Genomic DNA, 23170 nt, shown 5'->3' with positions numbered 1-23170 from the left:
GCATTTCTTCGTTTGATTTGGGGAATGCGCTCGCTGCGGCGAAAAACCGTACGAGTTTCAACCATAACATTGCATGGAGAGTAATTTATGAAGCTTTTTAAAACCCTTTCGGCCTTGTGCATGGCCGCCGTTGTGGCGGTCGCGGTGAGCGCTTGCGCGCCGACGGCGAAATCTGAGGGAACGGGCGGTTATATCGATGACACGGTGATCACCACCAAAGTGAAATCGGCACTGCTGGCGGATAAAAACATCAAGTCACGTGAGATCAGCGTGGAAACCTTTAAAGGGCGCGTTCAGCTGAGCGGTTTCGTGACGTCCAGCGATGACGCCAATCGTGCGGTGCAGGTCACTCGCGGCGTTGCCGGCGTGAAATCTGTTGAAAACGTGATGCAACTTAAATAATACCGACACAGGGAGGCGCAACGCCTCCCTGTTTGTGGCCTTCATCAGAAGCGGTAACCCGCCCCGAACATGAACACCCACGGATCCAGACGCGTATCGAAGCTGTGGTGCCCACCGTTCGCATCGTTGAAGCGAGTTTTGGTTTCGATGTTCATCCACCACACCGACATGTTCAGCATCCAGTGCTCATCCAGGTTGTAATCCAGGCCGGCCTGCGCCGCCACGCCCCAGGAATCTTTCAGATCGAGGTTGCTCAACCCGGCGCTTTTGCCGTAGTCGTTGAATTTCTCGTCAAAGAAAGTGGTGTAGTTAACGCCGACGCCCAGGTAAGGACGCAGCTTATCCTGCTTGTCGCCGAAATAGTATTGCGCCATCAGCGTAGGCGGTAATTGGTGAACGGTCGCCAAATCAGTGCCGCCCAGCGTAACCTTGTGGCGGAATGGCGTTGCGGCCAACAACTCAACGCCGATGTTGTCCGTCACCATGTAACCGAAGGTCAGACCGAGCTGGGTGTTGTTTTTCGCATCCAGCGAACCCAACCCCAGCACGTTGTCCGAACCTGCATTTGGACGCACCGTCGCGGTGCCCGCGCGGAACAGGAAATCACCGGCCTGATGCGCACTTGCCAACATAGGCGCCATCATCGTCGCCAATACCATCAGAGTTGTCTTTTTCATTATCCATTCCATTTGTGTGGTTAATCGCTCGAGGGGGGAATATACCTACTTTCGGGTATTTGTGATCCCATCGAGATCACATCTTATGTGTAAAAATTTAAAATCCTACTAAAAACAAGGTTACCTAACCGTCTAATAAATCAAGGATTGATCTGCATCAAAAAATCGATTTTGTTGCAAATTATCTACATGTTCAAATTTCTGTTGCGGAGAAAAATGCGGCTGAGGTAATTTCATTTTCCGTGTTGGTTTTGGTTGGTGCCGTGAGGAGTCGGTGGGCAATCAAGATGAGCGAAATCCTTAATCCCTGTGTCAGCTGCGGCGCATGCTGCGGTTATTTTCGAGTGTCATTCTATTGGGCCGAAGCCGAAGACGGCGGCGGCACCGTTCCCCTTTCCTTAACAGAGCCTTTGACCCCGTTCCTGCGCTGCATGCAGGGGACCAACAGCAAGTCCCCCCGCTGCAGCGCGCTGGACGGTGAAATAGGTAAAGCCGTTTCCTGCTCGATCTACCTGAATCGGCCCAGCCCGTGCAGGGAGTTCGATCAGTCCGGTGAAAACGGCCTGCGCAACGAAGCCTGCGATCGCGCCCGGGAACGCTACGGCCTGCCGCCGTTGCCGGTGCCCTTGCCGCTTTCGCTGCCTGAGACGACGATCGTTGAAGAAATAGGCGTAGTGCAATTCGCGGGGTGCCACAGCGGCGTGGAACAGGGTACAATCACCCACTGATTTATCTCTGTTTTCCCGACGCCAAGGAGTCTGCATGCCTATCACGGCCAACGCTTTGTACCGTGACAGTTTTAACTTTTTACGCAACCAACTGGCCAGCATCCTGATGCTGGCGCTGTTGACGGCGTTTATCTCCGTGCTGCTGAATCAGGCCTTCAGCCCTGATGCCGAACAGTTGGCGACGCTCGCTGCCACCACCAGCGATTTCGCCTCGTCTACCGGCATGGGCATTCAGGAAGTGATCCAGCAGATGACGCCGGAACAGCAGATGGTGTTGCTGAAAGTGTCGGCGGCCGCCACCTTCTCTGCGCTGGTCGGCAACGTGCTGCTGGTCGGCGGGATGCTGACGCTGATCCGTCTGGTGTCGCAAGGGCAACGCACCAGCGCCCTGCGCGCGCTTGGCGCCTCGGCGCCCGACTTGCCGCGCCTGCTGCTGCTGCTGTTTATCTGCACCCTGCTGATCCAGCTCGGCCTGACGCTGTTTGTGGTGCCGGGCGTGCTGATGGCTATCGCCTTCGCGCTGGCGCCGGTGATCGCCTCCGTCGATAAAAAAGGCGTGTTCGCTTCGCTCAAGCTGAGCAGCAAATTGGCCTTCGCCAATGCGCGCGTGATTGTGCCGGCGATGATGCTGTGGCTGGCGGCTAAGCTGCTGGTGCTGTTCCTGGTGAGCCATCTGTCGGTGCTGACGCCGAACGTCGCCAGCGTGGTGCTGACCGCGTTGAGCAACCTGGTCTCCGCCCTGCTGCTGATCTACCTGTTCCGGCTGTATATGCTGCTGCGCGGCTAACGCCGGCGTAAGCAAAAACCAAGGGGCACGCTTCGGCGCGCCCCTTTTTTGTTTACCCCACCACGGCGGCTTCCGCCTGCTCCTTACTCTGAATCAGCTTCAGCGCCAGGTACAGATCCGGCACCAAAATCAACTCTTTATCGCGTCCTAAGCGGTTGATGCGGAACCAACGCGTCAGTTCGGTGCGACGCCCCGCCAGCACCAGCCTTACGTTACGTTGTAACAGATCGCGTTTCAGTTCATCGATGGCCGCCAGCACGCTGATATCGGCATGGGTAAAACTGGCCACCGCATCCACCACCACCCAACGCGGCTGGAACGGCGTGCCGTCGACCAAATTGAGGATACGGCGTTTGAAATACGCCACGTTGAAATAGGTCAGCGGCGAATTGAAGCGATACATCATGACGCCAGGTACCGCCTTCACCCCATTGTTATTGCCCATGGAATGGATCATACCTTCATCGTTGACGCCCAGCAGTTGTTCCGTCGGCCGGAAGACGGTGCGCAGAAACTGCATCAGCCCCAGCAACACCGCCAGCCCGATGCCGCTGATCACGCCCACCAGCAGCACGCTGAGGAAGGTAAACAGCGCCAGGCGGAACGCCTGCGCGTTGCGACGGCGCAAGATCCAGATGCCGCGAATGTCCAGCAGCGACCAGGCCGCATACATCAGCACCACACCCAATCCCGCCACAGGAATAAACTGCAGCGGCGCCATCAGGAACAGCAAGACAAAGGCGATGACAGCGGCGGCGATGATCGACACCAACTGGCTCTTGCCGCCGTTGGCGTCATTCACCGCGGTGCGAGAATCTGCGCCGCTGATGGCGAAACCTTGCGACAGCGCAGAGACGATATTCACCAGTCCCAGCGCGCGAAACTCAGCGTCGGCGTTCACCTCATAACCGTTTTTGGCGGCGAAGCTGCGGGCGGTGAGCATCATGCTGACAAAGCTCACGACCGCCAGGTTAAGCGCCGGGATCACCATATCGCGCAGTAAACCGGGCTGGAAGTCCGGCCACTGGACGATCGGCAGCACGCCGCTGAAACCGCCCACCGTCACCACGCCATGCTGCTGCAGGCCGCCCGCCCAGGTCACGAACGCCGCCAGCACGATAGCGAACAGCGGCGCCGGCCAATTAGGCCGCCATTTTTTAAATCCAAGCAGCGTCACCAGCGTCAGCAACGACACCGCCATCGTCAGCCAGTCGCTGTGCAGCAGGTTACCGGGCAGCGCGTAGATGCGCTCGATCAACTGTGCCGGGCGCATCGTAAACCCCAACACCTTGCCGATCTGATCGACGATAATGGTGATCGCCACCCCGTTCAGCAGCCCGCTGAGGATCGGCCGCGACAGCAGATCCGCCAGCGCCCCCAGCTTGAACCGGCTGGCCAGCAGGCACCAACCGCCCATCATGGCGGTCATCATGATGGTCAATTGCCAATGGCGTTCCATATTGCCCGCCGCCAGCGGCGTCACCACCGCGGCGATCACCGCACAGGTGGCGGCATCGGGCCCGACGATCAGCTGGCGTGACGAGCCGAACAGCGCATAGGCCACCATCGGCAAGACGCAGGAATAGAGCCCCACCACCGGGCTGACCCCGGCCAACTCTGCGTAGGCGATAGCCACCGGCAACGCCACGGCGGCGACGGAAAGACCGGCGCGAATATCCGGCTTGAGCCAGCTGCGTTGATAGCCCAATAAATGCGTCAAACCAGGCGTCAGGGCCTGGAGAGATTTCCACTGCATGCTGTTTTCCGCGGTAAATTATCTGGTTATTATGACGCTTACTATGCGGCCTGCGGCCCGCGCTGGCAATGCGCCCGCGCTTTCTTGCGTAAGTTTATGCAAATTCCTGCTTTCGCGGCAGAAATCCGCCGGCCAAACGCCGATAATCGGCAACGCCCGGCGGTACACAGAGCTCGCCGAATCCGGTATAGTCGGCCGATGAACAGATGATGGATTGATTTATGAAGCAGTTTCTTGATTTCCTCCCGCTAATTGTCTTTTTCGCTTTTTACAAGCTGTACGACATTTACGTCGCTTCCGGCGCATTGATTGTCGCCACCGCGCTGGCGCTGGTGTTCACCTGGGTGAAATACCGCAAGGTCGAGAAGATGACGCTGATCACCTTCCTGATGGTGCTGGTGTTCGGCACCCTGACGCTGGTGTTCCACAACGATTTGTTCATCAAATGGAAGGTCACGGTGATTTACGCGCTGTTCGCGCTGGCGCTGCTGATCAGCCAATGGGTGCTCAAAAAACCGCTGGTTCAGCGCATGCTGGGTAAAGAGCTGACGCTGCCGGACAAAGTGTGGAGCAACCTTAACCTGGCCTGGGCGGTCTTCTTCCTGGCCTGCGGCCTGGCGAATATCTATGTCGCCTTCTGGCTGCCGCAAAGCGTCTGGGTCAATTTCAAAGTCTTTGGCCTGACGGTGCTGACGCTGGTCTTCACCCTCCTCAGCGGTATCTATATTTACCGGCACATGCCGGAAGAACAGAAAAAATAGTTACAAAATTGTTAATGCCTGCGGCGCTTGCCGCGGGCAGTATGATGTTATTCCCTCCTTTTAAAAGCAGACTGCTATGACACAACAACGACCTTTACCCAGCGGCGAGCTGGTGCTGCGCACGCTGGCGATGCCGGCCGATACCAATGCCAACGGTGATATCTTCGGCGGCTGGCTGATGTCGCAAATGGACATCGGCGGCGCTATCCAGGCAAAAGAGATCGCCGAAGGGCGCGTAGTGACGGTACGCGTAGACGGCATGACCTTCCTGAAACCGGTGGCGGTAGGCGACGTGGTTTGCTGTTATGCGCACTGCATCCGCACCGGACGCAGCTCGATCACCATCAATATCGAAGTGTGGGTCAAAAAAGTCTCTTCCGCCCCGATCGGCCAGCGCTACCGGGCGACCGAAGCGGTGTTCACCTATGTGGCGGTCGATGCGGAAGGCAACTCGCGCGCGCTGCCTGAGGGCAAAATGAATTTCCGCGTCGGCTTCGAAGAATAAACTGACGCTACACTGCAAATGCAAAAAGGGTCGCCGAGGCGACCCTTTCTTTTTGGTATGACCAAACTCAGTTCAATTCGGTCGTGCCGTTCAACTTGAAGCGGATAGTGACGGTGCGATCTTTCGCTTCTTTGGCTTCATAGCGCCATTTGCGCATCGCCTGCTTCACTTCACGTTCAAACATGTTGCGCGGTTCGGCCGACAAGATACGCACGTTGCTGACGCGCCCGTCGCTGTCGATATCAAACTGCACCCGCACGCTGCCTTCGATCTGTAAAGCCTGGGCCCGCGGCGGATAGAGCGGATTGGCGCGGCTGATCGGCCTTGGGCCGAGCTCGCGCGAGTTGCCCTGCACCGGCGCGGCAGGCGCCTGTTTCACCGGCGCTTTGTCTATCGGCTTGGCCGGCGAGTCGTTGTTGAACGGCGACGGTTCGCGCGGCTCGACTTTTTTCGGCTCCGGTTTCACCTGTTTTTCGACCTTCGGCTTCGGCTTGGGTTTCGGTTTCGGCTTGACCGGCTCCGGCTTCACAATCGCCTTCGGCGGCGGCTCCACAATAGGTTCCGGTTCTGGCTCCGGCTCAGGTTCGACCTGCGGCGGCTCCGGTTCGGCCGGTGCCGGCGGCGGCGGTTCGGCCATCGCGGCGGTATTGACCATCATGACGCTGATCGGCGCGTCCTCTGGCTTCGGCAGCTCCACCACTTCTTTTACCGAAGCGTAAAGCAATCCCGCCACCAGGGCGCTGTGAAGGCCTACGGACAAGACGAAAGGCACGGATATACGGCGATTAAGGAACATCTTTTTTAGCGGCATAATGATTCTGTTTCCTCTGGTTCGCCAAGTTTAAATGCAAATAGCAATCATATTCAATAACGAAAGGCAAACTATCGCTTTAATCGTCAGTATGCGCGGCGAAAACCAGCAAACTCATAAGGATATTAACCTGGCCTTTGCTTTTTTACCGCCGGGGCGACACGCTTCATTAACGTTTGGCCAGGCGTCAAAAAGTAAAAACCCGCCGGAGCGGGTTAATTGTGGTGAGTCAGCGTTATTCTTCATCGCCATAGTAAAGCACGCCCAGCTTGATCAGCGGCCGCCCTTGCGCCTTACGGTGCAGGTTGGTGTCGCGCAGCGAATAGACGCAGCCGCAGTATTCCTGCTGATAGAAGCGTTCGCGCTTGCTGATCTCTATCATGCGCGATGAACCGCCCTTCTTGCGCCAGTTGTAATCCCAGTACACCAGATCGGGATACTTTTCCGCCGCGCGGATGCCGCAGTCGGTGATCTGCTGCATGTTCTTCCAGCGCGAGATGCCCAGCGAGCTGGAGATAGTGTCGTAACCATGCTCATGCGCATACAGCGCCGTGCGCTCGAAACGCATATCAAAACACATGGTGCAACGAATGCCGCGCTCCGGCTCATTCTCCATCCCCTTGGCGCGGGCGAACCAGTTGTCGGTGTCGTAATCGGCATCGATAATCGGCACCCCGTGCTGCTCAGCGAAACGGATGTTCTCTTCTTTACGCAGCAGATACTCTTTTTGCGGGTGAATGTTGGGGTTATAGAAGAAAATGGCATACTCGATCCCGGAGGCCTGAATCGCTTCCATCACCTCGCCGGAACAGGGCGCACAGCACGAATGCAGCAGCAGTTTGTTTTTGCCCGCCGGCAAATCGAGTTTTTCCCTTACCAGTTCCGTCATGTCCTCACCTCAATGGCATATCAGTTTAAGCGCGCCGCACTATACGAATAAAAAGTAGCGGCTTCAAGGCATAAGCGCCAATCCGCCGGGAAATTCGCCCTATGCCGTTCCCCTGCCGCGCCTTTTGCGCTACCTTGGTAGCACCGTTTTATAGCCATGATTTTAAAGGTGAAACATGCTTTATCTGATCTACGCGCAAGACGTCCCCAATTCGCTGGAAAACCGTCTGGCGGTGCGCCCGGCACACCTGGCGCGCCTGCAGGCGCTGCGCGACGCCGGCCGTCTGGTGGTCGCCGGCCCTAACCCGGCTATCGACAGCAACGATCCCGGCGCCGCCGGCTTTACCGGTTCGACGGTGATCGCCGAATTCGCCTCGCTGGCGGAAGCCCAGGCCTGGGCGCAGCAGGATCCCTATATCGCCGCCGGCGTCTATGCCGACGTGACGGTGAAGCCGTTCAAACAGGTGTTTTGATATCCACACCGCCCAATACCGGGAACGCCTTGCGATACGGCGTTCCCGGCGCCAGCCACCTCTCTCCGTCACCTTCGTGCTCGATTCGTCTTCCCCACGCGGCCGATATTCATCTTCCCCACCGTAAATACTCACCGATGACGCTTTCCAGCACCGCCACCGCCGGTTGGCTGGCGGCCGCGGCAGAACGGAGCAGTTGCACTTCGTGTGGTGTGACCGACGGCAATTCGTCGAGTATCCGCATCGCCGCCGAAACCCGTGCGCGGTCGAGCAGCGTGACGGCCAATCCTGCCTCGACGGCAGCCGCCACCACGCTGGCCGAAGGGCTGCTCACAACCACTCGCCAATGCCTTTCTGCTCTGGTCAATGCATCGATCATAGCCTCACGATAAGGGCAATCGGCGGCATGCAACGCCAGCGGCAGTGGCCGGTTAGCCTGCAGCGCCAGCGAACGACCTCCGGCCCACACCGGCGCAGTCACCACGAGCGGTGTCTGACACGGTTTCCCCGAGGGTTGAACCACCAGCGCGAGATGCAGCCGATTACGGCCAACTTGTTCCGCCAGCGCCTGACTGGCAGCGGTAGAGACCTCCAGTTCCACCGCGGGAAAACTGTCGGCAAACCGCGGCAAAATATGGCGTATCACATGAGAAGCGTACTCATCAGGCAACCCCAATTTGATATGGCCGCTTAGCGGCGCACCCTGCAGTTCCCGCAGAATATCGTCATGGGCGCTCAGCAGCCCGAGCGTCGAAGCCAGCAGCTTGTTGCCCAGCGGCGTCAACGCCACGGACTGATTGTCACGCTCCAGCAAGCGGCCGCCCGCCACCTGTTCCAGGCGCCGGATATGCACGCTCACGGCGGCGGGGCTGCGATTGACAAATGCCGCCGCCGCGCGAAATTGCCCCAAACGCGCAATAGCGTGAAAAGTGCGCAAGAGATCGATATCCAATGTCGGCCGCATGATTTAACTCCATTAAACAACTGAACGAAAATTATTCGATTTATTAAATTATAGCCACTCACTACCATCGGGCGGAAAGGAGGTGACCATCATGTCCCTACCACCATTTCGCCCCTCTTCCCACCGAGGCAAAGCCGCCCTCTGGCTGGCTGCGGCCGAGGTCCTGCTGATCGTGGCCTGGAGCTCCGGCTTCGTCGGCATCCGCTTCGCCGCCGATTACGCGCCGGTGTTGCTGGTGGCGTTCTGGCGCTGCGTGGTGGTCGCGTTCGCGTTGCTGCCGCTTAGTGTGCGTGCCATCAGGCGCGCATCTCCGCTGACGATAGCTGTTCACGCCGGGATTGGGTTGCTCGCCATGACCGGTTACCTGACCGGCGTCAGCAAAGGCATCGAATATGGCGTGCCGGCCGGGTTGGCCGCGCTCATCGCCGATTTGCTCCCGCTCGGCACCGCGCTGCTGAGCATGCTGTTGCAACGCCGCTTGCCCGATGGCCGCGTTTGGTCCGGGTTAGCCTTGGGGGTTAGCGGGGTAACGCTGGCGACCGGCAGCGCCATCTCATGGGGAGACGCCCCATTGTGGAGTTACCTGTTGCCGCTGGCGGGGATGTTGGCGCTGGCGCTGGCAACGCTGTGGCAGGAACGGTTGCCGCAGACGCAAGCAATGAGTTTGCCAGCCTCGCTGGGGATACAAAGCGCGGTTTCCGCGCTGGCTTTCGCCGCCATGGCCGGCGCGGAAGGCCCGCTGCTGCCAACGGTAACGACGGGGGTTGTGATCGGCGTGCTTTGGACCGCGCTACTGGCGACGCTGGCCGGCTACGGTCTGTACTGGTTTTGTCTAAGGCTCACTTCTGCGTTGCGCGTGACGAGCCTGCTGTTTCTCAGCCCCTTCGTCACCTTCTGCTGGGCAGGGTTAATGTTCAATGAACCCCTTTCCTGGCCCATGCTGCTAGGCGCGGCGGTGGCAGGAAGCGGTTTATGGCTGCTAATCCGTCCCGCCGGGCGGGATGAGCCCAAAACAGCGCAACGCGTTGAAAAATGACGGATAAGGCGAAAGGCGGCGCCGTTATGCGACGAGTTTTCCCCGCACCACCACCTTGCCCGGCTTGATCTCGGGGTCGGCAATACGACGGATCGCCAGATTCAACGCTTGCCAGGCGATCTCTTGCAAGTCGTGTGACACGCACGGGAAATGAAAACCGTAGATCTCGGCATGTGAAACCTCATCGATGCTGAACAGCGACACCTCCTGCATCAACGGCAGCCGGTGTTCGATGCAGGCTTTGATAATGCCCAGGGAGATCTGGTTATTGCAGCCAACGAAAAAGTCCGGGGCGCGGTGATTGGCCAGCCAACGGCTCGTTTCTTGCCAGGCGACATCCATAAAGAAATCGGCATACAACACTTCAAACGACGCCACTTTCCCTTGCAGCGCCGCCTGCAGCCCTGTAACCCTGTCCCGTGCAACGTTGGAGTTCTCCGGCCCGGACACCACCACCACCCGCTGCGCTTTCTGTTCCAGCAGCCAGCGCCCCGCCTGAAGGCCGCAGTCCAGGTTATCGATATACACCCCGCTGCAGTGGCGATTGTCCAGCTCACGGTCGATCAATACCACCGGGATATTCAATGTTTCCAACCGCTTTAGATAGGAAGGCTGGTACAGATGATCGTTGGAAATGACCGAGAGAATGATCGCATCGACGTTGTAGCCAATCAGTTTGTCGATGATTCTGTCTTCGCTTTCCTGAGACTCATAGGAATCGAACACCAGGGTGTCATATCCCATTTTTTGCGCTTCAAGCGTCATCAACCGCGTCAGGCCGCCAAAGAACGGGTTGGCCATATCAGGGTTGACGATGCCGATGGTTCTGCTGCTTTTCGCCCGCAGGTTGCGCGCCGCAGCATTGACCACATAACCGAGTTCGGCAGCGGTCTCCCGAATGCGGCGCAGCGTTTCCGGATGAACCTTGTCCGGCTGTGAAAATGCCCGCGACGCGGTGATTTTACTGACGTTTGCCTGTGCGGCCACGCTAGCCAGCGTCGCTTTCCGTCCTCGCCCCACCGCCAAATGCAGCTCCTTAGCTTAAAGTTATCATTTTGTACCATTAACAACATCATGACAGAACTTTCATCGTGGCGCTAATGGTTTACGCTTGCCAGCCGGTTAATCCGGGGATCGGTAAAGATATCCAGCTCGTCACGGCTCTCGGAAGAGAACTCGGACACCACCGCCCCCCGCTTTCCAGCCTGAAACCAGTGCCGGGTATTGGGCGCGATGGTGTATTGTTCGCCAGGCCGCAAGAGGATATAGCGATTGCAGGTATACCACTGCTCCGCGCCTTCAGGCACCCGGCATACCGGTTCACCGCCGGCGTCATTAAGCGTCAGGTTTTCATCGTCGACAAACAGAAACACCTCACCCCAACGGCAGCGAAACGTCTCTTGCTTGCCGGGCGTGCCGGCAAAAGGAGGATGCAAATGCTCTGGGCAAGTCTGCTCAGGAAACAGCACCAACTCTTTCGCACAATACCGAGGTGAGTTGACATAGGTCAGCAGCTGCAGCCCTGAGACAGGATAGTCGGCCAAGCCAAACGTCGCAATTTCAATACGTTGCTGCTCTTTTTCGGTCAGAACGATGTCCGCCTCACGCAAATATTCCAGCGTAGCGGCTATGGCACGTTGTTGTTTGTTCATCATTTCCCCTGCAAGGTAACGGTATCGATATCAGAATGCTGATATTAAAACCGTCATTACATCGCCGATTTTGTGATCTTCATCCCCATATTGAATAACAACCCACCAGCAAAATTAACTCCCATCGAGTAATTCCAACATCGATCACAGTTTAACCACCCGCTTTGGCCCACTATCGCCGCATTGAAATGATATCGTTACCATAAAAATGATTCACCAGGAGGCAATATGAAAGCATTAGTGTTGGCCAAGGCGGGGGAAATCGCTATCGAGGACGTCCAGCTTGCCGAAACGCTGGGGCCCGATGATGTGCAGATAAAAATTCATTCCGTGGGCATCTGCGGCAGTGATGTGCACTATTACCAACATGGCCGCATTGGCCCGTTCGTGGTTAACGCCCCGATGGTGCTCGGCCATGAAGCTTCTGGCGTGGTGCTCGCGACAGGTAAAAACGTCACTCACCTCAGTATCGGCGATCGCGTTTGCATGGAACCCGGTATTCCGGATCTCAACTCGGCGCAGACGCGCACCGGGATTTACAACCTTGACCCGGCCGTGCGCTTCTGGGCGACGCCGCCGGTGCACGGCTGCCTGCGCGAAACCGTCATCCACCCCGCCGCCTTCACGTTCAAATTGCCGGACAACGTCAGTTTCGCTGAAGGCGCCATGGTGGAACCCTTAGCCATTGGCATGCAAGCAGCCACCAAAGCCGGGATCAAACCCGGCGATATCGCGCTGGTGATCGGCGCCGGGCCGATCGGCGTGGTCACCGCTCTCGCGGCGCTGGCGGGCGGCTGCTCGGACGTCATTATTTGCGACCTGTTTGACGAAAAACTCGCCGTTGCGGCCAGTTATGAGGGGCTGCACGCCGTCAATATCAAAACCGGCGACCTGGCGGGGAAAGTGGCCGCGCTCACCAGCGGCAATGGCGCCGATGTCGTGTTTGAATGCAGCGGCGCAAAACCGGCCATCGCTACGCTGGCCGAACATGCGGCGCCAGGAGCGACCGCCGTGCTGGTCGGCATGCCGATCGATGCCGCGCCGATGGATATCGTCGCCGCGCAGGCCAAGGAAATCACCTTCAAGACCATTTTCCGCTACGCCAACATGTACCCGCGCACGCTGCGGCTGTTGAGCAGCGGCAAATTGCGCGTCCAGCCGTTGATAAGCCAAACCTACAAGTTCTCCGACAGCGTGGCCGCCTTCGAGCGCGCGGCGGCGGGACATGCCTCGGACATCAAAATCATGCTGGAAATGGAGTGATCCTATGGCGCTCTATGCTGGCATAGACTGCGGTACGCAAGGCACGAAAGTCGTGATTGTCGACAGCACACAGGGCGTGATCCTCGGTGAGGGCAACGCCCCTCACCGTCTCATCAGCCAAGCCAATGGCCGGCGCGAACAGGAGGCCGACTGGTGGATCGAGGCGCTGGTCATCGCTTTTCGCCAAGCCGTGACTAACGCCGGTATTGATGCCGGGGAAATTCATGCTCTGGGGGTCTCGGGCCAACAACATGGGTTTGTACCGCTGGACGCAGACGGCAACGTGCTGCACAACGTCAAGCTGTGGTGCGATACCGAAACCGCAGAGGAAAACGAACGGCTCCTGCAGCAGCTCGGCGGTGCCAACGGCTCGCTGGAAACACTCGGCCTGCGGATCGCCACCGGTTATACCGCGTCAAAAATCCTTTGGTTCAAGACACACCATCCTGCGTTGTGGGCAAAACTGCACACCGTATTGTTGCCTCATGATTATTTGAACTTCTGGCTGACCGGAGAGCGCGTAGCGGAATACGGTGACGCTTCCGGCACCGGGTTGTTCGATGTGCGCACCCGTAGCTGGAGCAAAGCCGCCGTCGATCTCATCGACGACAGCGGCCGTCTGTGGCAAGCCCTGCCGCCGCTCAAAAATGCGGAGTGCTGCATCGGCACGGTGCGCCCCGCCGCGGCGGAAAAACTCGGCCTCAGCCCAACGGTGCGGGTATCGACCGGCGGCGGCGACAACATGATGGCGGCCATCGGTTCCGGCAACATCGAGGCCGGCACCCTCACCCTGAGCCTGGGCACCTCCGGCACGCTATTCGCCTGGTCTGCCGCCCCCGTCGCGGCGGAATCAGACATGATTGCCGGCTTCTGCTCCAGCACCAACGGGTGGCTGCCATTGATTTGCACCATGAATGTCACCTCGGCCACCACCGCGGTACAAACGCTGCTGGACGAAGACCTTGCCGGCTTTAACGGTTTATTGGCGCAGGCCTCACCCGGCGCAGGCGGTGTCGAGATGCTGCCGTTCTTCAATGGCGAGCGTGTTCCGCCGTTGCCTCACGCGCGCGCCAGTCTGCATAACCTCGATAGCGACAATTTTACCCGCGCCAATCTCTGCCTGGCGGTGGTCGAAAGCGCCACCTATGGCCTGCGCTATGGCATCGAGCTGTTTCGCCGTCAGGGCATTGAAGCGCGCGAGATCCGCCTCACCGGCGGCGGCGCTCGCAGCGCCGCCTGGCGACAAATCGTCGCGGACGTGATGGGGTGCCCGGTGGTCTGTCTGAAAGCCAAAGAGACCGCTGCGCTGGGCGGCGCCATTCAGGCGATGTGGGCGACGACGTTGGCCGACGATCCGCTGCGGAATGCCGGCGCGTTGCTGTCCGAACTGTGCCAACGTTTCGTTGCGCTGGATGAGGCCACACGCGCACGGCCACATGCCGGCAGACGGGCGCAATACGAGACGCTTTATCAACGGTACCTGCAACGCTTGCAGCAGACCTACCCGGAGGTGCAACTGTGACGCGAGATCCCCATACGCAAGCGCCCGCCTACCTGCTGGAGGTCAGCGGCGTCAGAAAAGCCTTTGGCCCGGTCGTGGCGCTCAAGAATGCGGAGTTTTGCCTGCGGCGTGGTTCCATCCATGCCCTGTGCGGCGGCAACGGCGCGGGTAAATCCACCTTTCTCAGCATTCTGATGGGCTTTATTCAACCCGATGGCGGCGACATTTTTATCAATGGCCAACGCTGTGAATTTCATCATCCCCGGGAAGCCCTCAACGCCGGCATCGCCATCGTGCAGCAGGAACTGAGCGCGATCCCGGATCTGACGGTGGCCGAAAACATTTGGCTGGGCCGTGAGCCGAGACGCCTGGGGTTCGTCGATTTCGCCACGCTCAATCAACGTACCACCCGTCTGCTCAAGGAACTCGATTTCAAGATCGACGCCCGAGAGAAAATGCGCAACCTGAGCGTCGCCGAGCAGCAGCTGGTCGAGATCGCCAAAGCGCTGTCGCATGCCAATGCCGACATCATCATCATGGATGAACCCACCTCGGCGATTGGCGAGGAGGATGCGCAAAAAATCTTTCAGACGCTTCAGCAATTGGCGGCGAAAGGTAAAGGCATTATTTACGTCTCTCACCGTTTGTCAGAGATATTTCAAATTGCGGACAGCTACACCATTTTCCGCGACGGCGCCTATATCCATGAAGGCTATATCGCCGACATTACCCGTGAGCAGTTGATCGAACACATTATCGGCGGCGAGTACGACAGCGAGTTCGCCAAATTCAATCAGCCCGGCGAAGAGGTCTTGCTGGAGGTCAACGGCCTGTGTTGGCGCAGCAAGATAAAGGATATCAGCCTGCAGCTTAAGCACGGTGAAATCCTGGGCATCTACGGGCTGGTGGGATCGGGCCGCAGCGAATTTCTCGATCTTATCTTCGGCATTCAGCATGCCGACAGCGGCACGATCCGTTTGGGCGACAAGACGCTGAACCGCCATTCCCCGCGAGAGGCCATCGACAGCGGCATTGCCTACGTGACGGAAGATCGCAAGGAAACCGGCCTGGTGCTGTGCCGTTCCGTCAGTGAAAACATCAATATCGCCTCTTTTGCCGGCATCAGCCGAATGGGGTTCGTCAGCGAGAAACGGGAGCAGGCGCGAACCCGCGACATGATCCAGCGCTTCAACGTTAAAACCCACGATGGCGAACAGCCCGTGGGCAACCTGAGCGGCGGCAACCAGCAAAAAGTGGTGCTGGGCCGCTGGGCGCTGCTGGATCCGGAGGTGTTGTTGCTCGACGAGCCGACGCGCGGCATCGACGTCGGCGCCAAGAAAGAGATCTATCGATTTATGTCGGAGTTCGCCTTGCAAAACAAGGGGATCATCATGGTTTCCTCCGAGCTTTCGGAAATTATCGGCATGAGCGATCGCATATTGGTGTTTCGTGACGGGCAGTTGGCCGGTGAGCTTTCGGCAGCCGATGCGACCCAGGCAGCACTGATGAAACTTGCGGTTTAACAGAGAGAGAAAAAAAATGAGCAGCGCCCACTCCTTATCACCAGGAATTTCATTTTTCACCCGCAATAAGCGTCGTATGCACAAATACGGCATTATCATCGCCTTCTTCGCGCTGTGCCTGATCGTGGCGCTGATTGGCGAATATCAGGTCGCCCAGGGGGCCTGGAGCAGCAATTATTTTCTCAGCAATGAAAACACCCTGATCGTCCTGCGCCAGGTCTCGATCAACGGCATTCTGGCGATCGGCATGACCTTCGTCATCATTACGGCCGGCGTCGATCTCTCCGTGGGCTCGGTGCTGGCGCTAAGCGGGATCGTCGCCGCCCGCTTCGCCACCAACAACAGCGGATTGGCTATCGGCGACACCGCGACCGCCGTCATGGCGCCGCTGATCGTGGCGCTGGGCATCGGGATCGTCTGCGGCCTGGTGAACGGCACCGTGTTGGCTCGCTACCGGCTGCAACCCTTTATCGTCACCATGGGCATGCTCTCTGCGGCGCGCGGTTTAACCATGTTGACCACCAACGGCAATCCGGTTTCGCAATTGAACAGCGATTTCCGCTGGTTGGGCAATGGTTATGTCGGCGGCGTTCCGGTGCCGGTCATCATCTTCATCGTGCTGTTCGCCCTCGCCTGGCTGGTGCTGAATAAAACCCTCTTCGGGCGCTACATCTACGCCGTCGGCGGCAACCCGAAAAGCGCGCGCACCTCGGGGATTAACGTCACGCGCATCAAAATACTGGTGTATACGCTGTGCGGCGCGCTGGCCGGCATCGCCGGCCTGATCCTCACCGCACGCACCGGTTCGGCGCAGACCAACGCCGGCGCAGGGTATGAGCTGGACGCCATCGCAGCGGTGGTGATCGGCGGCACCAGCATGGCCGGCGGCGTCGGTACGCTGGTCGGCACCTTCTTCGGCGTGCTGATTATCGGGGTGATGAATAACGGCCTCGATCTGCTCGGCGTGCAATCGTATTACCAACAAATTATCAAAGGCGCATTGATCGTTCTTGCCGTCTTGCTCGACCCATCGCGTAAGCAACAGCGCGATTAATAACATCAGACCCAACTCTACCAGGAGAAAACCATGAATAAGACCAAGATAGCGTTGTTTGCCTCTGCCATGATGCTCGGCAGCCTGTCGGCAGCTCAGGCCGCCCCGGTAAAAATCGCGGTATTGATGTACGGCAACAAAGCCGAGTTCGTGCAATTGATGGAAAGGTTCGGCAAGGAGCACCCGGCGGTGAAAAGCGGCGAAGCCGTGCTGACCTTCTACGATGGGCGTTATGATGCCTCGGTGCAAAACGATCAGGCCGCCACCGCTATCCAGACGCGCGCCGATGCCATTATCGTCAACCCGATGGATTTTGAGGCCAATATCGATATCGTCACTAATGCCAACGAAGCCAAAATTCCGGTGGTGGTCACCAACGCGCGCCTGAACACGGACGCGATGACGTCTGAAGTAGTGTCTAATGACGAGTTGGGGGGATACCTGGAAGCCAAAGCCGTCCTGGACAAACTCGACTGCAAGAACCGAAAGGTGAACGTGGTGATTATCGAAGGCCCGAAAGGCGGCAGCGGCGAGATCCAGCGCGGCAAGGGCAATGATAAAGCGATTGCCGAGTGCGGCGCCGGCCAGGTCACAGTACTTGAACGTAAAACGGCCAACTGGTCACGCGCGGAAGCGCAGCCGCTGATGGAAAACTGGCTGCAGAAACACCGGGGCAAAATCAACGGCGTGATCGGCCAAAACGACGAGATGGCGCTGGGCGCTATCGAAGCGATCAAAGGCGCCGGCCTGAATGTGAAGGACTTCGCGATTGCCGGCGTTGACGGCGTTTCCGACGCGATTCATGCGGTGCAGGCCGGTGAAATGGTCTCTATTCTGCAAGATGCCAAAGGCCAGATGCAGGGCTCCATCGACGTCGCGCTGCGCGCCGTGAAAGGGGAAAGCTATCAACCGCAGTCGGAGATCTGGAAGCAATACGCCAAGGATCTGAAATGGGAGGGCGGCACGCAAAAGCATTACTACATTCCGTGGACCGTCGTTACCGCAGAGAACGCCCAGTCGCTGTTGGACGCCCGTAAATAATTTCCCCCGCCCCCTGCCTTCAGGGGGCCCCGCTGGGGCGCTTGCCTGCAAACAAAAAAAAGCCAGCACGGAGTGGCTGGCTAAAAAGTTCTTCGAGGGAATATCTTGTGCGATAAACATACGCCTTTCACTGCGGGCTTTACTAGCTATCAGTGCGATAGGCACCCTCAGTTAAAATCAACGCCTGCATATCGGTGAACATCGCTTCCCATTCCGCCTGATCGATATCCATCAAACCAAAGTAACGCAGCATAAAGGCGCCTTCCGTGGCGAGAAACGCCAGGCGCGCGCGCTTGCCTTCTTCCGTCGTCAAATCCAAACCGGCGATGCGGCTGCGATACCATTCGCGCGTGCTCGCCAGATGCTCCGGCGTTTGAATCAGCGTCGCCATCAGCCCGGCGGCCTTGGCGCTGGCGGTCTGATCCGAGCTTTGCGTCGCCAGCATATGCGCCCGCACGCCGGTCTGCGGTGAAGGATCGTCACCGGCGATAGCGGCGAACAGCGTCTCGTAGGCACTGCCCCAGCGATCGAACATGGCGTCAATCAGGGCGTCTTTGCTGCCGAAACAGTACTGCACCCCGCCCTTGGAGATCCCCATCGCTTTGGCGACGGCGTCGATGGTCAAACCGGCGGCCCCCTGAGTGGCGACGATCTCTTCGGCGGTGTCCAAAACCTTGTCGCGATCGATGCTGCGTTGACGTCCCATTAAGAAACCCTTCTTTTCAATACGAACGTATGGATATATATTATCACCAGTATATCACCCGGCATCGCCGGATGGGTTACCCGAATGGCGGCGCCTTCGCGCCGCCTACTTTAACTGGATTATGACTTATGTACGCCAAGAACCGCTGGTTGATCCTGACGATGGTCGCCAGCGCCCTGTTCCTGATCGTCATCGATATGACGGTGCTCTATACCGCTCTGCCGCGTTTAACCCAGGCGCTGGATGCCAGCGCCTCGCAAAAACTCTGGATCGTCAACGCCTACCCGTTGGTGGTGGCCGGTCTGTTGCCTGGCGCCGGCATGCTGAGCGATCGCATCGGCCATAAACGGCTGTTTCTCGCCGGGCTGCCGGTGTTTGCCGTCGCGTCGCTGTGCGCCGCTTTCTCGCCTACCGCCGAGTGGCTGATCGCCGCACGGGTATTCCTCGCCGTTGGCGCGGCAATGATGATGCCCGCCACGCTGTCCATCGTACGCCACGTCTTTACCGACGAACGCGAACGCGCGCTGGCGATCGGCATCTGGGCGTCGGTGGCCTCCGGCGGCGCGGCCATCGGCCCGGTGGTCGGCGGCCTGCTGTTGGAATATTTCTGGTGGGGCTCGGTGTTCCTGATCAATGTGCCGGTGGTGTTGCTGGTCTGGCCGTTGGCATGGAAACTGATCCCGCGCTGCGGCGGCGATAACCCGCGCCCCGCCGACATCGTCGGCTCGATACAGATCATGATAGGCCTGGTCGGCGCTATCTATGCGCTGAAAGAATTGAGCAAGCCGGCGCCTGACGTCAGCGCCTTGCTCACGGCGGCTGCGATCGGCGTGTTGTTCCTGGTGCTGTTCATGCGTCGTCAGCAGCGCAGCGCCCACCCGATGATCGATTTCTCTCTGTTCCGCAACCGGCTGTTCGCCGGCGGCATCGGCGTGGCATTGCTGTCGATGGTGGCGCTGATCGGCGTCGAGCTGGTGCTCAGCCAACGCTTGCAACTGGTACTTGGCCTCAGTCCGCTGCAGGCGGCGCTGTTCATCTTGCCGATCCCGCTGGCCTCGGCGTTGGCGGGGCCGATGGCCGGTTTGCTGCTGCCGCGCTACGGCGAACGCAGCATCATCCTTGGCGGTTTCGCCCTGACCGCCTTCGGCATTGCCGCCCTCGCCCTGCTGTCTCAGAGCGGCATAGCGCCGCAGCTGGTGAGCCTGGCGCTGGTGGGCTTTGGCCTCGGCGGCGTGATCACCGCCGCTTCCACCGCCATCATGCTGAACGCGCCGGAGGAGAAATCCGGCATGGCGGCGTCCATCGAAGACGTCTCCTACGAGCTGGGCGGCGTGCTGGGCGTGACGTTGCTCGGCGGGCTGATGACGGCGGTTTACAGCCACACTCTGGCGCTGCCGGCGGAGCTGCCGGTCAGCGATTTAGCCTACGACAGCATCGACGAAGCGTTGCGCCTGGCGGCCGGAATGGCGGCCGATCGCGCGCAGCAGTTGACGCAACTGGCGCGTCTGGCCTTTGATCGCGCCTTTATTTCGGTACTGATCGCCGCCGCGCTGTTAATGGCGCTGGGCGCAGGTGTGGTAAAACTGGCGCTGCGCAAGTAACCGAGAAAAGCGGCTTTTTTCGCCTGCGGAACCTGCGTAAACTGATTCGGCAATTTGCTCGACGGATTTATCGTCATCGGTTTGAGCGATGGCAATAATGCCTGTTATCGTATTTAACCCTGCGATAAATCCGGTTACTGTAACAGCTATGGAAATTGATTCTGTCTACTATCGGAACAAATAATCAGGAGAAGATTATTATGGCAACGGCAAAGAAAGCAGCGAAAACCCATATCGGCCTTGACAGTAAACAATCGGCAAAACTCGCCGAGGCGCTCAATGCGCTGTTGGCAAACTATCAGGTGCTGTATATGAACGTGCGCGGCTATCATTGGAACATTACCGGCCCGCAGTTCTTTGAACTGCACGCGAAATTCGAAGAGACATATAACGATCTGCTGACCAAGGTAGATGAGCTGGCGGAACGTATTCTGACGTTGGGCTCGCAGCCGCGTCACGCTTTCAGCGATTATCTGAAAACCGCCGACATCAAGGAACACACCAACGTGACCGATGATAAGGGTACGCTGCGCGGCCTGTTGGAAGGGTATTCAATCTTGCTGCAACAGCAGCGTGAGCTGCTGACGGTGGCGGCAGACGCCGGCGACGAAGGCACCGCGTCGCTGATGAGCGATTACATCAAAGAGCAGGAAAAACAGGTCTGGATGCTCAACGCCTATTTGGGCAAATAACTCAGATGCCATAACAAAACAGTCCCTTACGGGACTGTTTTCGTTTTTACCACTCGCAGGATACCGCAAACAGCAGCGCGCGCCGATGCTGATCGTCCAGGCGGCGCCGCACCCGGATAATATGGCGATTGCTGCACGACTGGCGTTCCAGCCAGCGATGCCGCCGACGTTGGCTCTGCCGCAACATGCGCCAGCGGCCCACTTCATTTCTACTGCGTCTCATAATTCCGTCACTCGTTCGTCTAATGCCAACCGCGGGCATTATAGCCCTTTCCGCCCGCGATCCAAGCCGCCGTTATCGGCGGCACAGCGGACGCCACGCGGGCAAAAGCCGCCCTTTCAATTTCGGCAAGTGCCTTAACTTCATCATATTTATGCAACATAAGCGCCGATAAAAGGTTTCGCCTTGCCCGATCTGTGCGTACACTCATCATTGGTGGTTTGCGAACGGGATTTTTCGCCTTTATGACAACATTTTATACCGTAATCAGTTGGCTCATGGTGTTCGGCTACTGGCTGCTGATCGCCGGCGTGACGATGCGCATTTTGATGAAACGCCGTGCGGTTCCCTCTGCCATGGCCTGGTTGCTGGTTATCTATATTCTGCCGCTGTTCGGCATCGTCGCCTATTTATCGTTCGGCGAACTGCATCTGGGCAAGCGCCGTGCCGAGCGCGCCAAGGCCATGTGGCCGTCGACCGCGCGCTGGCTGAAGGAATTGAAAGAGAGCCGCCGCATCTTCGCCACCGAATACAGCGAAGTCGCCGAACCGCTGTTCCAGCTGTGCAACCGCCGCCAGGGCATCGACGGCGTCAAGGGCAACCAGCTGCAGCTGCTCACCACTACCGACGACACGTTGAAAGCGCTGATCCGCGACATCGAGCTGGCGCGCCACAACATCGAAATGGTGTTCTATATCTGGCAGCCCGGCGGCCTGGTCGATCAGGTGGCCGAATCGCTGATGGCCGCCGCGAGGCGCGGCGTACACTGCCGCCTGATGCTGGACTCCGCCGGCAGCCTGCCATTTTTCCGCAGCCCCTACCCGGCGATGATGCGCAACGCCGGCATCGAAGTGGTCGAAGCGCTGAAGGTCAACCTGCTGCGCGTATTCCTGCGCCGCATGGATCTGCGTCAGCACCGCAAGGTGGTGCTGATCGACAACTACATCGCCTATACCGGCAGCATGAACATGGTCGACCCGCGCTATTTCAAGCAGGATGCGGGCGTCGGCCAATGGATCGATCTGATGGCGCGCATGGAAGGCCCGGTGGCCACTACGATGGGCATCGTCTATGCCTGCGACTGGGAGATTGAAACCGGCAAGCGCATTCTGCCGCCGCCGCCGGACGTCAACATCATGCCGTTCGAGCAGGAAAGCGGCCATACCATTCAGGTGATCGCCTCCGGCCCCGGCTTCCCCGAGGAGATGATCCACCAGGCGCTGTTGACCGCGGTCTATTCCGCGCGCGAGCAGCTGATCATGACCACGCCGTACTTCGTGCCGAGCGACGATCTGCTGCACGCCATCTGCACCGCCGCTCTGCGCGGCGTTGAGGTCAGCATCATCGTGCCGCGCGACAACGATTCGATGATGGTGCGCTGGGCCAGCCGGGCGTTCTTCTCCGAGCTGCTGGAAGCCGGCGTGAAAATCTATCAGTTCGAAGGCGGCCTGCTGCACACCAAGAGCGTGCTGGTCGACGGCCAGCTCAGCCTGGTCGGCACCGTCAATCTGGATATGCGCAGCCTGTGGCTCAACTTCGAGATCACCCTGGTGATCGACGACGACGGCTTCGGCAGCGATCTGGCCTGCGTGCAGGAAGATTACATCGCCCGCTCCAAGCTGCTGAACGCCAAAGAGTGGTTGAAGCGGCCGTTCTGGCATCGCCTGGTCGAACGCCTGTTCTACTTTTTCAGCCCGCTGCTGTAAAAGCCGCAGCGAGCGTGCTTTAATAACGCCAAATCATTTGTTATCAGGATTTTTTTATGGATTTGAATAACCGCCTTACCGAAGACGAAACGCTGGAACAGGCCTACGACATCTTCCTCGAATTGGCCGGCGACAATCTGGATCCGGCGGATATTCTGCTGTTCAATCTGCAGTTTGAAGAGCGCGGCGGCGCAGAACTGTACGACCCCTCCGAAGACTGGAGCGAGCACGTGGATTACGACCTGAATCCGGACTTCTTCGCCGAAGTGGTGATCGGTCTGGCGGACAGCGACGGCGAGCCGATCAACGACGTGTTCGCCCGCGTGCTGATCTGCCGCGAGAAAGACCACAAGCTGTGCCACATTCTGTGGAAAGAGTGATTCGCCGCTCATATTTCGGATAAAAAAAGCCCCGCTGAGTCAG

At 58.6% G+C, this 23170-nt stretch carries 25 protein-coding genes; 16 read left to right on the top strand and 9 right to left on the bottom strand.

Annotation, left to right across the window (positions count from 1 at the left end; all coding sequences use genetic code 11):
• The first annotated feature begins 87 nt into the window (after positions 1-87).
• On the top strand, positions 88-402 hold the full coding sequence (locus L085_RS15305; protein ID WP_004932073.1) for a BON domain-containing protein: 315 nt from the start codon (positions 88-90) through the stop codon (positions 400-402).
• Between the two features lie 44 nt (positions 403-446).
• Here L085_RS15305 and ompW read toward each other — a convergent pair whose 3' ends face one another.
• Positions 447-1079 (bottom strand): outer membrane protein OmpW, encoded by a 633-nt coding sequence (gene ompW / locus L085_RS15300; protein ID WP_004932076.1) that lies wholly within the window; start codon positions 1077-1079, stop codon positions 447-449.
• A 287-nt stretch (positions 1080-1366) separates the two neighbouring features.
• Between ompW and L085_RS15295 the strand changes: the two genes are divergently transcribed.
• Positions 1367-1807, top strand: coding sequence for a YkgJ family cysteine cluster protein (locus L085_RS15295; RefSeq protein WP_031299680.1), 441 nt, complete (start codon positions 1367-1369; stop codon positions 1805-1807).
• A gap of 34 nt (positions 1808-1841) precedes the next feature.
• On the top strand, positions 1842-2594 hold the full coding sequence (locus L085_RS15290) for a YciC family protein (protein WP_004932079.1): 753 nt from the start codon (positions 1842-1844) through the stop codon (positions 2592-2594).
• A gap of 52 nt (positions 2595-2646) precedes the next feature.
• Here L085_RS15290 and L085_RS15285 read toward each other — a convergent pair whose 3' ends face one another.
• A complete protein-coding gene (locus tag L085_RS15285) occupies positions 2647-4350 on the bottom strand; it encodes a SulP family inorganic anion transporter (protein WP_004932080.1) in 1704 nt (567 codons plus the stop codon).
• 221 nt (positions 4351-4571) lie between these two features.
• Between L085_RS15285 and L085_RS15280 the strand changes: the two genes are divergently transcribed.
• Together L085_RS15280 and yciA are read left to right on the top strand one after the other, a co-directional pair.
• Positions 4572-5111 carry a septation protein A gene (locus tag L085_RS15280; RefSeq protein WP_004932082.1) on the top strand — a complete coding sequence of 180 codons (540 nt, stop codon included), beginning with the start codon at positions 4572-4574 and terminating at the stop codon, positions 5109-5111.
• A gap of 76 nt (positions 5112-5187) precedes the next feature.
• Positions 5188-5616, top strand: a complete 429-nt coding sequence (yciA, locus tag L085_RS15275; RefSeq protein WP_004932085.1) for an acyl-CoA thioester hydrolase YciA — start codon at positions 5188-5190, stop codon at positions 5614-5616.
• A gap of 67 nt (positions 5617-5683) precedes the next feature.
• Here the strand turns inward: yciA and tonB are convergent, their stop codons facing one another.
• Together tonB and L085_RS15265 are read right to left on the bottom strand one after the other, a co-directional pair.
• A complete protein-coding gene (gene tonB / locus L085_RS15270) occupies positions 5684-6427 on the bottom strand; it encodes a TonB system transport protein TonB (protein WP_033632889.1) in 744 nt (247 codons plus the stop codon).
• A 235-nt stretch (positions 6428-6662) separates the two neighbouring features.
• Complete coding sequence (locus L085_RS15265; protein WP_015378073.1) at positions 6663-7316, bottom strand: epoxyqueuosine reductase QueH; 654 nt, start codon at positions 7314-7316, stop codon at positions 6663-6665.
• Positions 7317-7491: 175 nt separating this feature from the next.
• On the opposite strand from L085_RS15265, the gene L085_RS15260 reads away from it, so the two are divergent.
• Positions 7492-7788, top strand: a complete 297-nt coding sequence (locus tag L085_RS15260) for a YciI family protein (RefSeq protein ID WP_004932096.1) — start codon at positions 7492-7494, stop codon at positions 7786-7788.
• Between the two features lie 109 nt (positions 7789-7897).
• Here L085_RS15260 and L085_RS15255 read toward each other — a convergent pair whose 3' ends face one another.
• Positions 7898-8752 (bottom strand): LysR substrate-binding domain-containing protein, encoded by an 855-nt coding sequence (locus L085_RS15255; RefSeq protein ID WP_044031112.1) that lies wholly within the window; start codon positions 8750-8752, stop codon positions 7898-7900.
• Between the two features lie 91 nt (positions 8753-8843).
• On the opposite strand from L085_RS15255, the gene L085_RS15250 reads away from it, so the two are divergent.
• Complete coding sequence (locus tag L085_RS15250) at positions 8844-9788, top strand: DMT family transporter (RefSeq protein ID WP_044031111.1); 945 nt, start codon at positions 8844-8846, stop codon at positions 9786-9788.
• Between the two features lie 24 nt (positions 9789-9812).
• Here the strand turns inward: L085_RS15250 and L085_RS15245 are convergent, their stop codons facing one another.
• A complete protein-coding gene (locus tag L085_RS15245) occupies positions 9813-10814 on the bottom strand; it encodes a LacI family DNA-binding transcriptional regulator (RefSeq protein ID WP_015378079.1) in 1002 nt (333 codons plus the stop codon).
• 71 nt (positions 10815-10885) lie between these two features.
• Complete coding sequence (locus L085_RS15240; RefSeq protein WP_044032058.1) at positions 10886-11440, bottom strand: D-lyxose/D-mannose family sugar isomerase; 555 nt, start codon at positions 11438-11440, stop codon at positions 10886-10888.
• A 228-nt stretch (positions 11441-11668) separates the two neighbouring features.
• On the opposite strand from L085_RS15240, the gene L085_RS15235 reads away from it, so the two are divergent.
• From L085_RS15235 to L085_RS15215, 5 genes are read left to right on the top strand one after another with little or no spacing between them, the layout of a single operon-like run.
• A complete protein-coding gene (locus tag L085_RS15235) occupies positions 11669-12703 on the top strand; it encodes an NAD(P)-dependent alcohol dehydrogenase (protein WP_044031110.1) in 1035 nt (344 codons plus the stop codon).
• A 4-nt stretch (positions 12704-12707) separates the two neighbouring features.
• Positions 12708-14225, top strand: coding sequence for a xylulokinase (gene xylB / locus L085_RS15230; RefSeq protein ID WP_044031109.1), 1518 nt, complete (start codon positions 12708-12710; stop codon positions 14223-14225).
• A complete protein-coding gene (locus tag L085_RS15225) occupies positions 14222-15727 on the top strand; it encodes a sugar ABC transporter ATP-binding protein (protein ID WP_044031108.1) in 1506 nt (501 codons plus the stop codon). Before xylB ends, L085_RS15225 begins: the two co-directional genes overlap by 4 nt.
• Before the next feature lie 16 nt (positions 15728-15743).
• Entirely contained in the window at positions 15744-16781 is a 1038-nt protein-coding gene (locus L085_RS15220; RefSeq protein ID WP_015378083.1) for an ABC transporter permease, read from the top strand.
• 33 nt (positions 16782-16814) lie between these two features.
• Positions 16815-17822, top strand: coding sequence for a substrate-binding domain-containing protein (locus tag L085_RS15215; RefSeq protein WP_021503840.1), 1008 nt, complete (start codon positions 16815-16817; stop codon positions 17820-17822).
• 142 nt (positions 17823-17964) lie between these two features.
• Here the strand turns inward: L085_RS15215 and L085_RS15210 are convergent, their stop codons facing one another.
• A complete protein-coding gene (locus L085_RS15210) occupies positions 17965-18528 on the bottom strand; it encodes a TetR/AcrR family transcriptional regulator (protein WP_004932127.1) in 564 nt (187 codons plus the stop codon).
• Positions 18529-18656: 128 nt separating this feature from the next.
• Here L085_RS15210 and smfY point away from each other — a divergent pair, with 128 nt between their 5' ends.
• Positions 18657-20129: a multidrug efflux MFS transporter SmfY gene (smfY, locus tag L085_RS15205; RefSeq protein ID WP_044031107.1), complete on the top strand. Its 1473-nt coding sequence runs from the start codon at positions 18657-18659 to the stop codon at positions 20127-20129.
• Between the two features lie 200 nt (positions 20130-20329).
• A complete protein-coding gene (locus tag L085_RS15200; RefSeq protein ID WP_004932132.1) occupies positions 20330-20821 on the top strand; it encodes a Dps family protein in 492 nt (163 codons plus the stop codon).
• Between the two features lie 46 nt (positions 20822-20867).
• Here L085_RS15200 and L085_RS15195 read toward each other — a convergent pair whose 3' ends face one another.
• Complete coding sequence (locus L085_RS15195; protein ID WP_025159792.1) at positions 20868-21044, bottom strand: YciY family protein; 177 nt, start codon at positions 21042-21044, stop codon at positions 20868-20870.
• A gap of 242 nt (positions 21045-21286) precedes the next feature.
• On the opposite strand from L085_RS15195, the gene cls reads away from it, so the two are divergent.
• Together cls and L085_RS15185 are read left to right on the top strand one after the other, a co-directional pair.
• Positions 21287-22747, top strand: a complete 1461-nt coding sequence (gene cls / locus L085_RS15190; protein ID WP_004932137.1) for a cardiolipin synthase — start codon at positions 21287-21289, stop codon at positions 22745-22747.
• Between the two features lie 56 nt (positions 22748-22803).
• Complete coding sequence (locus tag L085_RS15185; RefSeq protein WP_004932139.1) at positions 22804-23127, top strand: HI1450 family dsDNA-mimic protein; 324 nt, start codon at positions 22804-22806, stop codon at positions 23125-23127.
• Positions 23128-23170: the final 43 nt, after the last annotated feature.

This window comes from Serratia sp. FS14 (assembly GCF_000695995.1).
GTDB lineage: Bacteria > Pseudomonadota > Gammaproteobacteria > Enterobacterales > Enterobacteriaceae > Serratia > Serratia nematodiphila.
This window is presented reverse-complemented; position numbering and strand designations above follow the sequence as displayed.

What these genes read in the sequence shown, in the direction of transcription:
- L085_RS15305 (WP_004932073.1), top strand. Translation starts at nt 88, where the DNA reads ATGAAGCTTTTTAAAACCCTTTCGGCCTTGTGCATGGCCGCCGTTGTG.
- ompW (WP_004932076.1), bottom strand. Translation starts at nt 1,079, where the DNA reads ATGAAAAAGACAACTCTGATGGTATTGGCGACGATGATGGCGCCTATG.
- L085_RS15295 (WP_031299680.1), top strand. Translation starts at nt 1,367, where the DNA reads ATGAGCGAAATCCTTAATCCCTGTGTCAGCTGCGGCGCATGCTGCGGT.
- L085_RS15290 (WP_004932079.1), top strand. Translation starts at nt 1,842, where the DNA reads ATGCCTATCACGGCCAACGCTTTGTACCGTGACAGTTTTAACTTTTTA.
- L085_RS15285 (WP_004932080.1), bottom strand. Translation starts at nt 4,350, where the DNA reads ATGCAGTGGAAATCTCTCCAGGCCCTGACGCCTGGTTTGACGCATTTA.
- L085_RS15280 (WP_004932082.1), top strand. Translation starts at nt 4,572, where the DNA reads ATGAAGCAGTTTCTTGATTTCCTCCCGCTAATTGTCTTTTTCGCTTTT.
- yciA (WP_004932085.1), top strand. Translation starts at nt 5,188, where the DNA reads ATGACACAACAACGACCTTTACCCAGCGGCGAGCTGGTGCTGCGCACG.
- tonB (WP_033632889.1), bottom strand. Translation starts at nt 6,427, where the DNA reads ATGCCGCTAAAAAAGATGTTCCTTAATCGCCGTATATCCGTGCCTTTC.
- L085_RS15265 (WP_015378073.1), bottom strand. Translation starts at nt 7,316, where the DNA reads ATGACGGAACTGGTAAGGGAAAAACTCGATTTGCCGGCGGGCAAAAAC.
- L085_RS15260 (WP_004932096.1), top strand. Translation starts at nt 7,492, where the DNA reads ATGCTTTATCTGATCTACGCGCAAGACGTCCCCAATTCGCTGGAAAAC.
- L085_RS15255 (WP_044031112.1), bottom strand. Translation starts at nt 8,752, where the DNA reads ATGCGGCCGACATTGGATATCGATCTCTTGCGCACTTTTCACGCTATT.
- L085_RS15250 (WP_044031111.1), top strand. Translation starts at nt 8,844, where the DNA reads ATGTCCCTACCACCATTTCGCCCCTCTTCCCACCGAGGCAAAGCCGCC.
- L085_RS15240 (WP_044032058.1), bottom strand. Translation starts at nt 11,440, where the DNA reads ATGAACAAACAACAACGTGCCATAGCCGCTACGCTGGAATATTTGCGT.
- L085_RS15235 (WP_044031110.1), top strand. Translation starts at nt 11,669, where the DNA reads ATGAAAGCATTAGTGTTGGCCAAGGCGGGGGAAATCGCTATCGAGGAC.
- xylB (WP_044031109.1), top strand. Translation starts at nt 12,708, where the DNA reads ATGGCGCTCTATGCTGGCATAGACTGCGGTACGCAAGGCACGAAAGTC.
- L085_RS15220 (WP_015378083.1), top strand. Translation starts at nt 15,744, where the DNA reads ATGAGCAGCGCCCACTCCTTATCACCAGGAATTTCATTTTTCACCCGC.
- L085_RS15215 (WP_021503840.1), top strand. Translation starts at nt 16,815, where the DNA reads ATGAATAAGACCAAGATAGCGTTGTTTGCCTCTGCCATGATGCTCGGC.
- L085_RS15210 (WP_004932127.1), bottom strand. Translation starts at nt 18,528, where the DNA reads ATGGGACGTCAACGCAGCATCGATCGCGACAAGGTTTTGGACACCGCC.
- smfY (WP_044031107.1), top strand. Translation starts at nt 18,657, where the DNA reads ATGTACGCCAAGAACCGCTGGTTGATCCTGACGATGGTCGCCAGCGCC.
- L085_RS15200 (WP_004932132.1), top strand. Translation starts at nt 20,330, where the DNA reads ATGGCAACGGCAAAGAAAGCAGCGAAAACCCATATCGGCCTTGACAGT.
- L085_RS15195 (WP_025159792.1), bottom strand. Translation starts at nt 21,044, where the DNA reads ATGAGACGCAGTAGAAATGAAGTGGGCCGCTGGCGCATGTTGCGGCAG.
- cls (WP_004932137.1), top strand. Translation starts at nt 21,287, where the DNA reads ATGACAACATTTTATACCGTAATCAGTTGGCTCATGGTGTTCGGCTAC.
- L085_RS15185 (WP_004932139.1), top strand. Translation starts at nt 22,804, where the DNA reads ATGGATTTGAATAACCGCCTTACCGAAGACGAAACGCTGGAACAGGCC.